The sequence below is a fragment of the Citrobacter sp. S39 genome (assembly GCF_009495675.1).
Taxonomy (GTDB): domain Bacteria; phylum Pseudomonadota; class Gammaproteobacteria; order Enterobacterales; family Enterobacteriaceae; genus Citrobacter; species Citrobacter freundii.
This window is the reverse complement of sequence record NZ_CP045555.1, coordinates 1,410,931-1,422,665: the sequence shown is the minus strand read 5'-3', so window position 1 is coordinate 1,422,665 and position 11,735 is coordinate 1,410,931. Positions and strand designations below refer to the sequence as shown.

The 11,735-nt window shown below is 50.6% G+C and carries 9 protein-coding genes, 3 tRNA genes and 4 rRNA genes; 3 read left to right on the top strand and 13 right to left on the bottom strand.

The features are described 5' to 3' along the window. The first annotated feature begins 7 nt into the window (after nt 1-7). Nucleotides 8-766 (top strand): amino acid ABC transporter ATP-binding protein, encoded by a 759-nt coding sequence (locus GFB57_RS06740; RefSeq protein ID WP_003025300.1) that lies wholly within the window; start codon nt 8-10, stop codon nt 764-766. Between the two features lie 88 nt (nt 767-854). Here GFB57_RS06740 and rrf (GFB57_RS06735) read toward each other — a convergent pair. From rrf (GFB57_RS06735) to GFB57_RS06705, 7 genes are all read right to left on the bottom strand, one after another. Beyond that, a 5S ribosomal RNA gene (gene rrf, locus GFB57_RS06735) occupies nt 855-970 on the bottom strand. Nucleotides 971-1,008: 38 nt separating this feature from the next. After that, nucleotides 1,009-1,084, bottom strand: a tRNA-Thr gene (locus GFB57_RS06730). A gap of 14 nt (nt 1,085-1,098) precedes the next feature. Next, nucleotides 1,099-1,214, bottom strand: a 5S ribosomal RNA gene (rrf, locus tag GFB57_RS06725). Between the two features lie 90 nt (nt 1,215-1,304). Continuing rightward, nucleotides 1,305-4,211, bottom strand: a 23S ribosomal RNA gene (locus GFB57_RS06720). 206 nt (nt 4,212-4,417) lie between these two features. After that, nucleotides 4,418-4,493 (bottom strand) — tRNA-Ala (locus GFB57_RS06715). Between the two features lie 108 nt (nt 4,494-4,601). Beyond that, nucleotides 4,602-4,678, bottom strand: a tRNA-Ile gene (locus tag GFB57_RS06710). A gap of 71 nt (nt 4,679-4,749) precedes the next feature. Continuing rightward, nucleotides 4,750-6,291 (bottom strand): 16S ribosomal RNA (locus GFB57_RS06705). Together the 16S, 23S and 5S rRNA genes with 3 tRNA genes alongside form the textbook arrangement of a ribosomal RNA operon. A 471-nt stretch (nt 6,292-6,762) precedes the next feature. Here GFB57_RS06705 and GFB57_RS06700 point away from each other — a divergent pair. Beyond that, nucleotides 6,763-7,317, top strand: coding sequence for a gamma carbonic anhydrase family protein (locus GFB57_RS06700; RefSeq protein ID WP_003031171.1), 555 nt, complete (start codon nt 6,763-6,765; stop codon nt 7,315-7,317). On the opposite strand, the gene GFB57_RS06695 is transcribed toward GFB57_RS06700, so the two are convergent. Genes GFB57_RS06695 through dprA form a run of 6 tightly spaced genes read right to left on the bottom strand, consistent with a single transcriptional unit; the run spans nt 7,293 to nt 11,085 of the window. Beyond that, nucleotides 7,293-7,550, bottom strand: a complete 258-nt coding sequence (locus tag GFB57_RS06695) for a DUF1488 domain-containing protein (protein ID WP_003031169.1) — start codon at nt 7,548-7,550, stop codon at nt 7,293-7,295. The two genes, GFB57_RS06700 and GFB57_RS06695, sit on opposite strands and share 25 nt — an antisense overlap. Further along, nucleotides 7,547-8,368, bottom strand: a complete 822-nt coding sequence (gene aroE / locus GFB57_RS06690; protein ID WP_290366946.1) for a shikimate dehydrogenase — start codon at nt 8,366-8,368, stop codon at nt 7,547-7,549. The genes GFB57_RS06695 and aroE overlap by 4 nt, the downstream gene beginning before the upstream one ends. A gap of 1 nt (nt 8,369) precedes the next feature. Then, a complete protein-coding gene (gene tsaC / locus GFB57_RS06685; RefSeq protein WP_003031166.1) occupies nt 8,370-8,942 on the bottom strand; it encodes an L-threonylcarbamoyladenylate synthase type 1 TsaC in 573 nt (190 codons plus the stop codon). 4 nt (nt 8,943-8,946) lie between these two features. Continuing rightward, nucleotides 8,947-9,489, bottom strand: coding sequence for a type I DNA topoisomerase (locus tag GFB57_RS06680; RefSeq protein ID WP_008324985.1), 543 nt, complete (start codon nt 9,487-9,489; stop codon nt 8,947-8,949). A 26-nt stretch (nt 9,490-9,515) separates the two neighbouring features. Then, on the bottom strand, nt 9,516-9,989 hold the full coding sequence (smg, locus tag GFB57_RS06675; protein ID WP_003031162.1) for a DUF494 family protein Smg: 474 nt from the start codon (nt 9,987-9,989) through the stop codon (nt 9,516-9,518). Continuing rightward, entirely contained in the window at nt 9,961-11,085 is a 1,125-nt protein-coding gene (dprA, locus tag GFB57_RS06670; RefSeq protein WP_003031161.1) for a DNA-protecting protein DprA, read from the bottom strand. The genes smg and dprA overlap by 29 nt, the downstream gene beginning before the upstream one ends. Before the next feature lie 129 nt (nt 11,086-11,214). On the opposite strand from dprA, the gene def reads away from it, so the two are divergent. Then, nucleotides 11,215-11,724 (top strand): peptide deformylase, encoded by a 510-nt coding sequence (gene def, locus GFB57_RS06665; RefSeq protein WP_003031159.1) that lies wholly within the window; start codon nt 11,215-11,217, stop codon nt 11,722-11,724. Nucleotides 11,725-11,735 lie beyond the last annotated feature (11 nt).

Sequence of the window (11,735 nt, the reverse complement as noted above, 5' to 3'; positions counted from 1 at the left end):
GGAATTTATGAGCCAATTATTAATGCCGTCTACCGACGCGATGATTACGCTGGAAAACGTCAACAAATGGTACGGACAGTTTCACGTCTTGAAAAACATCAACCTGAAGGTAAAACAGGGAGAGCGCATCGTATTATGCGGGCCTTCCGGTTCGGGTAAATCGACAACTATCCGCTGTATTAACCATCTGGAAGAGCATCAGCAAGGACGCATTGTGGTGGATGGGATTGAACTCAATGAAGACATCCGCAATATTGAGCGCGTCCGACAAGAAGTTGGTATGGTCTTTCAGCACTTTAATCTCTTTCCTCATTTAACTGTCCTGCAAAACTGCACACTGGCGCCTATCTGGGTGCAAAAGATGCCGAAAAAAGAGGCTGAAGTACTGGCAATGCACTACCTCGAGCGGGTCCGCATTGCCGAACATGCGCATAAATATCCCGGGCAAATCTCTGGTGGACAACAACAGCGCGTGGCCATTGCACGCTCGCTGTGTATGAAACCCAAAATCATGTTATTTGATGAACCCACATCAGCGTTGGATCCTGAAATGGTAAAAGAAGTGCTGGATACCATGATAGGTCTGGCACAATCGGGCATGACCATGCTATGTGTAACCCATGAAATGGGCTTTGCCCGCACAGTAGCTGACCGGGTGATCTTTATGGATCTTGGCGAGATTGTGGAACAGGCACCACCGGATGAGTTTTTTGCTCACCCCAAATCTGAACGCACTCGTGCGTTTTTATCGCAGGTTATTCATTAAAGCCATATGCCGGATACAGTTCCGGCTTATTTCCGCGTATAAACGCAAAAAGGCCATCCTTTCGGATGGCCTTTCGCTTTTATTTGATGTCTGGCAGTTCCCTACTCTCGCATGGGGAGACCCCACACTACCATCGGCGCTACGGCGTTTCACTTCTGAGTTCGGCATGGGGTCAGGTGGGACCACCGCGCTACAGCCGCCAGACAAATTCTTTTCTAAGTGCCGAACTTTAACCGAAAAACTGGTGCTGATACCCAGAGTCGAACTGGGGACCTCACCCTTACCAAGGGTGCGCTCTACCAACTGAGCCATATCAGCACACTAAATTTGATGCCTGGCAGTTCCCTACTCTCGCATGGGGAGACCCCACACTACCATCGGCGCTACGGCGTTTCACTTCTGAGTTCGGCATGGGGTCAGGTGGGACCACCGCGCTACAGCCGCCAGGCAAATTCTGTTATTAACCCGCTTTTCGCCGGTTAATCTTATCTGTATCAAGCTGAATGTCGTCTCTTCGCCAAAACATCTTCGGCGTTGTAAGGTTAAGCCTCACGGTTCATTAGTATCGGTTAGCTCAACGTATCGCTACGCTTACACACCCGACCTATCAACGTCATCGTCTTTAACGTTCCTTCAGGAGACTTAAAGTCTCAGGGAGAACTCATCTCGGGGCAAGTTTCGTGCTTAGATGCTTTCAGCACTTATCTCTTCCGCATTTAGCTACCGGGCAATGCCATTGGCATGACAACCCGAACACCAGTGATGCGTCCACTCCGGTCCTCTCGTACTAGGAGCAGCCCCCCTCAATTCTCCAGCGCCCACGGCAGATAGGGACCGAACTGTCTCACGACGTTCTAAACCCAGCTCGCGTACCACTTTAAATGGCGAACAGCCATACCCTTGGGACCTACTTCAGCCCCAGGATGTGATGAGCCGACATCGAGGTGCCAAACACCGCCGTCGATATGAACTCTTGGGCGGTATCAGCCTGTTATCCCCGGAGTACCTTTTATCCGTTGAGCGATGGCCCTTCCATTCAGAACCACCGGATCACTAAGACCTGCTTTCGCACCTGCTCGAGCCGTCACTCTCGCAGTCAAGCTAGCTTATGCCTTTGCACTAACCTCCTGATGTCCGACCAGGATTAGCTAACCTTCGTGCTCCTCCGTTACTCTTTAGGAGGAGACCGCCCCAGTCAAACTACCCACCAGACACTGTCCGCAACCCGGATTACGGGTCCACGTTAGAACACCAGCCATTAAAGGGTGGTATTTCAAGGATGGCTCCATGCAGACTGGCGTCCACACTTCAAAGCCTCCCACCTATCCTACACATCAAGGACCAGTGTTCAGTGTCAAGCTATAGTAAAGGTTCACGGGGTCTTTCCGTCTTGCCGCGGGTACACTGCATCTTCACAGCGAGTTCAATTTCACTGAGTCTCGGGTGGAGACAGCCTGGCCATCATTACGCCATTCGTGCAGGTCGGAACTTACCCGACAAGGAATTTCGCTACCTTAGGACCGTTATAGTTACGGCCGCCGTTTACCGGGGCTTCGATCAAGAGCTTCTCCTTACGGATAACCCCATCAATTAACCTTCCGGCACCGGGCAGGCGTCACACCGTATACGTCCACTTTCGTGTTTGCACAGTGCTGTGTTTTTAATAAACAGTTGCAGCCAGCTGGTATCTTCGACTGATTTCAGCTCCATGAGTAAATCACTTCACCTACATATCAGCGTGCCTTCTCCCGAAGTTACGGCACCATTTTGCCTAGTTCCTTCACCCGAGTTCTCTCAAGCGCCTTGGTATTCTCTACCTGACCACCTGTGTCGGTTTGGGGTACGATTTCGTGTTACCTGATGCTTAGAGGCTTTTCCTGGAAGCAGGGCATTTGTTACTTCAGCACCGTAGTGCCTCGTCATCACACCTCAGCGTTAAAAAGGTACCGGATTTACCTGGAACCTCCGCCTACATGCTTAAACCGGGACAACCGTCGCCCGGCTAACATAGCCTTCTCCGTCCCCCCTTCGCAGTAACACCAAGTACAGGAATATTAACCTGTTTCCCATCGACTACGCCTTTCGGCCTCGCCTTAGGGGTCGACTCACCCTGCCCCGATTAACGTTGGACAGGAACCCTTGGTCTTCCGGCGTGCGGGTTTTTCACCCGCATTATCGTTACTTATGTCAGCATTCGCACTTCTGATACCTCCAGCATACCTCACGATACACCTTCAACGGCTTACAGAACGCTCCCCTACCCAACAACACATAGTGTCGCTGCCGCAGCTTCGGTGCATGGTTTAGCCCCGTTACATCTTCCGCGCAGGCCGACTCGACCAGTGAGCTATTACGCTTTCTTTAAATGATGGCTGCTTCTAAGCCAACATCCTGGCTGTCTGTGCCTTCCCACATCGTTTCCCACTTAACCATGACTTTGGGACCTTAGCTGGCGGTCTGGGTTGTTTCCCTCTTCACGACGGACGTTAGCACCCGCCGTGTGTCTCCCGTGATAACATTCTTCGGTATTCGCAGTTTGCATCGGGTTGGTAAGTCGGGATGACCCCCTAGCCGAAACAGTGCTCTACCCCCGAAGATGAGTTCACGAGGCGCTACCTAAATAGCTTTCGGGGAGAACCAGCTATCTCCCGGTTTGATTGGCCTTTCACCCCCAGCCACAAGTCATCCGCTAATTTTTCAACATTAGTCGGTTCGGTCCTCCAGTTAGTGTTACCCAACCTTCAACCTGCCCATGGCTAGATCACCGGGTTTCGGGTCTATACCCTGCAACTTAACGCCCAGTTAAGACTCGGTTTCCCTTCGGCTCCCCTATACGGTTAACCTTGCTACAGAATATAAGTCGCTGACCCATTATACAAAAGGTACGCAGTCACCCCATAAAGAGGCTCCCACTGCTTGTACGTACACGGTTTCAGGTTCTTTTTCACTCCCCTCGCCGGGGTTCTTTTCGCCTTTCCCTCACGGTACTGGTTCACTATCGGTCAGTCAGGAGTATTTAGCCTTGGAGGATGGTCCCCCCATATTCAGACAGGATACCACGTGTCCCGCCCTACTCTTCGAGTTCACAACCTGTGCATTTTGGTGTACGGGACTATCACCCTGTACCGTCGGACTTTCCAGACCGTTCCACTAACACACAAGCTGATTCAGACTCTGGGCTGCTCCCCGTTCGCTCGCCGCTACTGGGGGAATCTCGGTTGATTTCTTTTCCTCGGGGTACTTAGATGTTTCAGTTCCCCCGGTTCGCTTCATTACGCTATGTATTCACGTAATGATAGTGTGTCGAAACACACTGGGTTTCCCCATTCGGAAATCGCCGGTTATAACGGTTCATATCACCTTACCGACGCTTATCGCAGATTAGCACGTCCTTCATCGCCTCTGACTGCCAGGGCATCCACCGTGTACGCTTAGTCGCTTAACCTCACAACCCGAAGATGTTTCGTAAAACACCATCGTGTTGCGAAAATTTGAGAGACTCGAACACACCGCTTTTCATTTCTTATTACGGAGAAATGAAACAGTGTGTCGTTTCAATTTTCAGCTTGATCCAGATTTTTAAAGAGCAAAACTTCGCAGTGAACCTTTTCAGGTACACTCTGAAGTTTTCTTGTGTTTTTGCAGTAAAGATGGTGGAGCTATGCGGGATCGAACCGCAGACCTCCTGCGTGCAAGGCAGGCGCTCTCCCAGCTGAGCTATAACCCCATCGTAAATGCTAATCTCTGTACCCTAATTCGTTTCCGGGCAAGGCGCGGTGGTGCGAAGCATACTGAAGTATGCGAGCATCGCCGTAACACAGCACGGATGCGAATTTGGTAGGCCTGAGTGGACTTGAACCACCGACCTCACCCTTATCAGGGGTGCGCTCTAACCACCTGAGCTACAAGCCTGCAGAGATTTTCTTACTGCTAATTTTCATCAGACAATCTGTGTGAGCACTACAAAGAACGTTTCTTTAAGGTAAGGAGGTGATCCAACCGCAGGTTCCCCTACGGTTACCTTGTTACGACTTCACCCCAGTCATGAATCACAAAGTGGTAAGCGCCCTCCCGAAGGTTAAGCTACCTACTTCTTTTGCAACCCACTCCCATGGTGTGACGGGCGGTGTGTACAAGGCCCGGGAACGTATTCACCGTGGCATTCTGATCCACGATTACTAGCGATTCCGACTTCATGGAGTCGAGTTGCAGACTCCAATCCGGACTACGACATACTTTATGAGGTCCGCTTGCTCTCGCGAGGTCGCTTCTCTTTGTATATGCCATTGTAGCACGTGTGTAGCCCTACTCGTAAGGGCCATGATGACTTGACGTCATCCCCACCTTCCTCCAGTTTATCACTGGCAGTCTCCTTTGAGTTCCCGGCCTAACCGCTGGCAACAAAGGATAAGGGTTGCGCTCGTTGCGGGACTTAACCCAACATTTCACAACACGAGCTGACGACAGCCATGCAGCACCTGTCTCAGAGTTCCCGAAGGCACCAAAGCATCTCTGCTAAGTTCTCTGGATGTCAAGAGTAGGTAAGGTTCTTCGCGTTGCATCGAATTAAACCACATGCTCCACCGCTTGTGCGGGCCCCCGTCAATTCATTTGAGTTTTAACCTTGCGGCCGTACTCCCCAGGCGGTCGACTTAACGCGTTAGCTCCGGAAGCCACGCCTCAAGGGCACAACCTCCAAGTCGACATCGTTTACGGCGTGGACTACCAGGGTATCTAATCCTGTTTGCTCCCCACGCTTTCGCACCTGAGCGTCAGTCTTTGTCCAGGGGGCCGCCTTCGCCACCGGTATTCCTCCAGATCTCTACGCATTTCACCGCTACACCTGGAATTCTACCCCCCTCTACAAGACTCTAGCCTGCCAGTTTCGGATGCAGTTCCCAGGTTGAGCCCGGGGATTTCACATCCGACTTGACAGACCGCCTGCGTGCGCTTTACGCCCAGTAATTCCGATTAACGCTTGCACCCTCCGTATTACCGCGGCTGCTGGCACGGAGTTAGCCGGTGCTTCTTCTGCGAGTAACGTCAATCGCTGCGGTTATTAACCACAACGCCTTCCTCCTCGCTGAAAGTACTTTACAACCCGAAGGCCTTCTTCATACACGCGGCATGGCTGCATCAGGCTTGCGCCCATTGTGCAATATTCCCCACTGCTGCCTCCCGTAGGAGTCTGGACCGTGTCTCAGTTCCAGTGTGGCTGGTCATCCTCTCAGACCAGCTAGGGATCGTCGCCTAGGTGAGCCGTTACCCCACCTACTAGCTAATCCCATCTGGGCACATCCGATGGCAAGAGGCCCGAAGGTCCCCCTCTTTGGTCTTGCGACGTTATGCGGTATTAGCTACCGTTTCCAGTAGTTATCCCCCTCCATCGGGCAGTTTCCCAGACATTACTCACCCGTCCGCCACTCGTCACCCAAGGAGCAAGCTCCTCTGTGCTACCGTTCGACTTGCATGTGTTAGGCCTGCCGCCAGCGTTCAATCTGAGCCATGATCAAACTCTTCAATTTAAGTTTGATGCTCGTGAATTAAACTTCGTAATGAATTACGTATGTTCACTCAGAGACTTGGTATTCATTTTTCGTCTTGCGACGTTAAGAATCCGTATCTTCGAGTGCCCACACAGATTGTCTGATAAATTGTTAAAGAGCAGTTGCGACGCGCTTTAGCGTTCTGTCGCGAGGTGGCGTATATTACGCTTTCCTCTTTCAGAGTCAACCCTCTTTTTCAGGTTTTTCTCTTCAACCGAACCGGCTGTTTGCGTGAAGTGATTCACATCCGCCGTGTCGATGGAGGCGCATTATAGGGATCCCATTTTTTAGCACAAGTATTTTTTGGATCTTTTTTTCTGAATGCTTGTTTTTCACTCCTTTCGCTACATTCCTGCGCAATTTGACTGATTTTTGATAGCTAAACCACTTGCACAGTCTCAATAATCCAACCAAAGTCTTCATTACTGCTCTATTTTCGTTGAGGTAAACATGTCTGATGTACTGCGTCCTTATAAGGATCTTTTCCCACAGATCGGAAATCGCGTGATGATCGACACCAGTAGTGTCGTCATTGGTGATGCTCGTTTAGCTGATGATGTCGGAATTTGGCCACTGGTTGCCATTCGTGGCGACGTTAACTATGTACAAATTGGTGCCCGTACAAACATCCAGGACGGCAGCGTTCTCCATGTCACGCATAAATCCACGTCTAATCCGCAAGGTAATCCACTGATCGTGGGTGAGGACGTTACGGTTGGTCATAAAGTCATGCTACACGGCTGTATCATTGGCAACCGTGTATTAGTCGGCATGGGATCGATTCTGCTGGATGGCGTAGTCGTAGAAGACGACGTTATGATTGGGGCTGGTAGCCTGGTTCCACAAAACAAACGCCTGGAAAGCGGATATCTGTACCTGGGAAGCCCGGTTAAGCAAATCCGTCCATTAAGCGATGAAGAGAAAGCAGGCTTACAATATTCAGCTAACAACTATGTTAAGTGGAAAGACGAGTATTTAAGTCAGAGTAACCACACCCAACCTTGAGCATCTTCCTGCTGGGCCTGGATCAATGCTTCAGCTTCTTCTTCCAGATCCCAGCGATGCTGTTGAAATATTTCCAACCACTGCTCAGGCGTGTCGCCGCCAAAGCGGGAAGCCATAATCTCTCCAGATATGGCACATGTTAACTGCATACCATGAACCATCGCCGGAAACACAACGGCGTTAACATCCGTGCGCCATTCTTCCCGATCGGGAAACTGGATCGCCTGATTCATGCCGACAATTCCTGTTGCATGCTTTTTATGACAGGCTCCACCTGTGGCAAAACGCCATGCCAAAGTAAAACTGCATGCGCAGCCTGCCCCACCAGCATCCCCAGGCCATCGGCATAATGTTTCGCCCCATGCGAAACACACCAGGAAAGAAACAGTGTGTTCCCTTTCTGATAAAACATGTCATAACAATAGACCGAAGGGTGGATAAGAGATGCTGGAATAGCTGGTATCTCACCGCTCATTCCGCTGGATGTGGCATTGATGATCAAATCAAAACTGCAATTATCAAGATCGTCCATTCCCATCGCCTGCACGCTGCCGGTGTGGGAGAAAATTTGTGCCAGTTCTTCAGCGCGAGAAGCGGTACGGTTAACAATAGTCACCGCACAATCCATGGAAAGAAGAGGTAATAAAACTCCACGGGATGCACCACCCGCACCAATCAGCAGAACTCGCGATCCGGGATGAATGAAAGATAAACGCTCAAGATCGCTTAATAAGCCGATACCATCCGTGTTGTCTCCCAGTAAACGCCCATCCTCCAGCCGTTTAAAGGTGTTGACCGCTCCAGCAAGCGATGCCCGCTCCGTTAGTTCATCAGCACGTGCAAACGCCTCTTCTTTAAAAGGCACAGTGACATTTGCCCCCTTCCCGCCCTCAGCAAAAAAAGCGTTCAGCGTATTCACAAAATCATTGATGGGTGCCAGTACACGCCCATAGGAATGATCAATCTTCAACTGCTCTGCAAATTGCTGGTGAATAAAGGGCGATTTACTGTGCGCTATCGGATTACCAAAAACAGCATAGGCTTCTTTCATATTACCCCTGTCGAAACTGTTCACCCGTCAGAGCATCACGGATCTCTGAAGGATTCAAACGGCCCCCGGTCTCCCCCTCAACCACAGGAAAGTCTGTACCAAACTGCGCACGGACTTCCTCAACCGTTCTGCAAGGCGGTAAGCCACTCAGATTAGCACTGGTAGAGACTAATGGTTTGCCATAAGCCTGGCACAATGCAACCACCAGCGGATGATCGGTGACACGCACGGCCAGCGAGTCAAAACGACCGGTCAACCAACGAGGCGTAGTCGCGGGCGCCGGGAAAACGAAAGTAACAGGCCCAGGCCAGCGGGCGAACACAGCCTCACGTTGGGCCTCGGTGAGCATGCTATCGTCGATATAGGGTTTAAGCTGGTCAAAGCTTGCCGCAATCAAAATTAAACCTTTATCAACTGGGCGTTGTTTTAACTCTAACAGACGGGTAACAGCCGTTTCGCTGTCGGGATCGCAACCGACACCGAAAACAGCTTCAGTTGGATAGGCGATGACTTTTTCTTGTTTCAGAACCGCTATCGCCGCAGCGATAGCGTCTGTGGGCAGGTTATTATTCACTTTTTTATTCCGCCGAAATCGGCTTTCCACATTGTTTACTGGCACAGAAATGCTTCACACCCTGTGCGGTTTTCTTTTCGATGAGAAGCGGATAATGACACTCAGGACATTCTCCGGATAACGGTTTGAAGTTAATGACAAACTGGCACTCCGGATAGCGATCGCAGGAGTAGAATGTTTTGCCATAACGGGAACGCCGCTGGACAAGATGACCAGTCTGGCATTGAGGACAGACTATTGCTGTTTCATCAGGCTTGTCGATGAGCTCGGTGTGATCGCACGCAGGATAGTCACTGCATCCAATGAACATACCGAATCGTCCCTGTCTCAGCACCAGCTCAGCGCCACATGCAGGACAAAGCTTACCCTCCAGAACTTTGACAATATGTCCGTCCGCGGGAGATTTCAGCGGACGGATGTAATCGCATTCTGGATAGTGTGAACAACCGAGAAACGGACCGTGTTTCCCGGAACGAATAACCAATTCAGCCCCGCATTGTGGGCAGGGCTCATTTTTACGCACCGTGAACAGTGCTGATTTAGCCATAACAACTCATACTGAATGAAGATTGATTAGTGCAGCATACCTTCATTCACTTCAAAGAGTAATTCTTCCATTTGCTGATAGGCATTTTCACAACCTGGAATGTTGAATAGCACCATCAGGATTACCCACTTAAGATCTTCCAGATCGAACTCTGCCGTATCCAGCGCGAGTACACGCTCAATGACCATTTCTCGCGTTTCGAGGTTTAGCACCTGAATCTGCTCCAAGAATAGCAGGAATCCTCTACAGCTTGCATCCAGCCGATCGCACTCTTCCGCAGTATAAATACGTATAGAAAGAGGGTCAGATGCCAGTTGCATAGGTTCAGCAAGGCCATCCTGATAGTCAGCAAGCTTTTCCAGCCAAAGTAACGCGTTGTAAATGTCTTCACGATCAAAACCAGCGTCGGTAAGATCCCGTTCCAGTTTGTCCTGATCCACACGCAGCTCAGCTTCGTTATGGATATATGTCTCAAACAAATACATTAGTACGTCGAACATGGCATGCCCTCCTCAATCGGACATAGCCGCCGGGTACAGCTGCGATCCACCCTGCTAACTCCAGTTCGAGCAGTTGAGCCACTACCTCTGGCACAGGTTGGCCGGCACGTTCAGCGACGACGTCAACAGGTGTTACCTCATCTCCTACGTTAGCCAGGAGCTCCGGAAATGGCAATGCCACCTCTTCGTGATCTGGCGAATAAATTGATTTTTCAGGTTCATCTTGCAACCATTGCAGCCCATATTGCAAATTTTCAAGAATTTCCTCTGGTGTCGTCACAAGCATGGCTCCCTGCTGAATTAGCCAATGCGGACCTTCACTTCCCGGGCTCCCAATCGGCCCCGGCAAAGCAAACACCTCCCGCCCTTGCTCCAGTGCACAGCGAGCAGTAACCAGTGACCCGCTACGCTGTGCAGCTTCGACGACCAGTACACCTTTACTTAGACCACTGATAATGCGATTTCGTCGGGGGAAATTGCGTGGCAAAGGGAGCGTATCTAATGGGAACTCAGACACCAGTGCACCACCTGCCTCAATCAGTCGCTGAGCAAGACGGATATGCTGTCGTGGGTGAATGGTCTCAAGTCCATTTCCCAGCACCGCAATACTTGTGCCTTGTCGGTTTATCGCAGCACTGTGTGCCACGCCATCAATTCCCCGGGCCAGACCGCTGGTGATCGTCACACCACATGCTGCAAGCTTTTCACAAAACAATCGCCCCCAGCGTTCGCCATACCAGGAGTGCTGTCTGCTGCCAACAACGGCCACCTGGAACGAGCGAAGACATGCGGGATTTCCTGCGACAAAAAGCACCCCAGGATAATCCTCAATCGCACGGAGCTGTCGCGGATAATGCTCACTGTCTGCAACCACAAAATGGTGGTTAGGCTGTTCAAGCCAGCGCAGCGTTTTTTCCAGCGTCAGATCCGAAAAGGTTAAAAAGCGCCTTGCCTGGCGTGGAGAGAATCCTGCCTGCAGGAGTACCGCGTTGCTAATCGACGGTTGAGTATTGAGCCAGTGGGCAATGCGCACCATCTCATCACCATACAGTTCATTCACTTGCGCTAAACGTAGCCAAATTTCGATTTGGGTCATCCTTGTCCCCCTGCCACAAGCAGTCCTGGCAATCTTTGCGATTGGTCACTGATGCTGTCAATCAGAGGGGGTTTTGTCTAGAATAGTGGTAATAATCTTTTCAACTCCTGAACACAACTCTGGATAACTATGTCAGTTTTGCAAGTGTTACATATTCCGGACGAGCGCCTTCGCAAAGTCGCAAAACCGGTCGAAGAAGTGAATGCAGAAATTCAGCGCATCGTTGATGATATGTTCGAAACGATGTATGCCGAAGAAGGTATCGGTCTGGCAGCAACACAGGTCGATATTCATCAGCGCATCATCGTTATTGATGTCTCTGAAAACCGCGACGAGCAGTTGGTTCTCATTAACCCAGAGCTGCTGGAAAAAGACGGCGAAACCGGTATTGAAGAAGGCTGCCTGTCGATTCCTGAACAGCGTGCGTTAGTACCACGCGCAGAGAAAGTAAAAATTCGTGCGCTCGATCGCAACGGCAAATCTTTTGAACTGGAAGCCGATGGCCTGCTGGCTATCTGCATTCAACATGAAATGGATCACCTGGTCGGTAAACTGTTTATCGATTATCTGTCTCCGTTGAAGCAACAACGCATTCGTCAGAAAGTTGAAAAACTCGACCGCCTGAACGCCCGAGCTTAAGGACAAGAATC

What these genes read in the sequence shown, in the direction of transcription:
- GFB57_RS06740 (WP_003025300.1), top strand. Translation starts at nt 8, where the DNA reads ATGAGCCAATTATTAATGCCGTCTACCGACGCGATGATTACGCTGGAA.
- GFB57_RS06700 (WP_003031171.1), top strand. Translation starts at nt 6,763, where the DNA reads ATGTCTGATGTACTGCGTCCTTATAAGGATCTTTTCCCACAGATCGGA.
- GFB57_RS06695 (WP_003031169.1), bottom strand. Translation starts at nt 7,550, where the DNA reads ATGAATCAGGCGATCCAGTTTCCCGATCGGGAAGAATGGCGCACGGAT.
- aroE (WP_290366946.1), bottom strand. Translation starts at nt 8,368, where the DNA reads ATGAAAGAAGCCTATGCTGTTTTTGGTAATCCGATAGCGCACAGTAAA.
- GFB57_RS06680 (WP_008324985.1), bottom strand. Translation starts at nt 9,489, where the DNA reads ATGGCTAAATCAGCACTGTTCACGGTGCGTAAAAATGAGCCCTGCCCA.
- smg (WP_003031162.1), bottom strand. Translation starts at nt 9,989, where the DNA reads ATGTTCGACGTACTAATGTATTTGTTTGAGACATATATCCATAACGAA.
- dprA (WP_003031161.1), bottom strand. Translation starts at nt 11,085, where the DNA reads ATGACCCAAATCGAAATTTGGCTACGTTTAGCGCAAGTGAATGAACTG.
- def (WP_003031159.1), top strand. Translation starts at nt 11,215, where the DNA reads ATGTCAGTTTTGCAAGTGTTACATATTCCGGACGAGCGCCTTCGCAAA.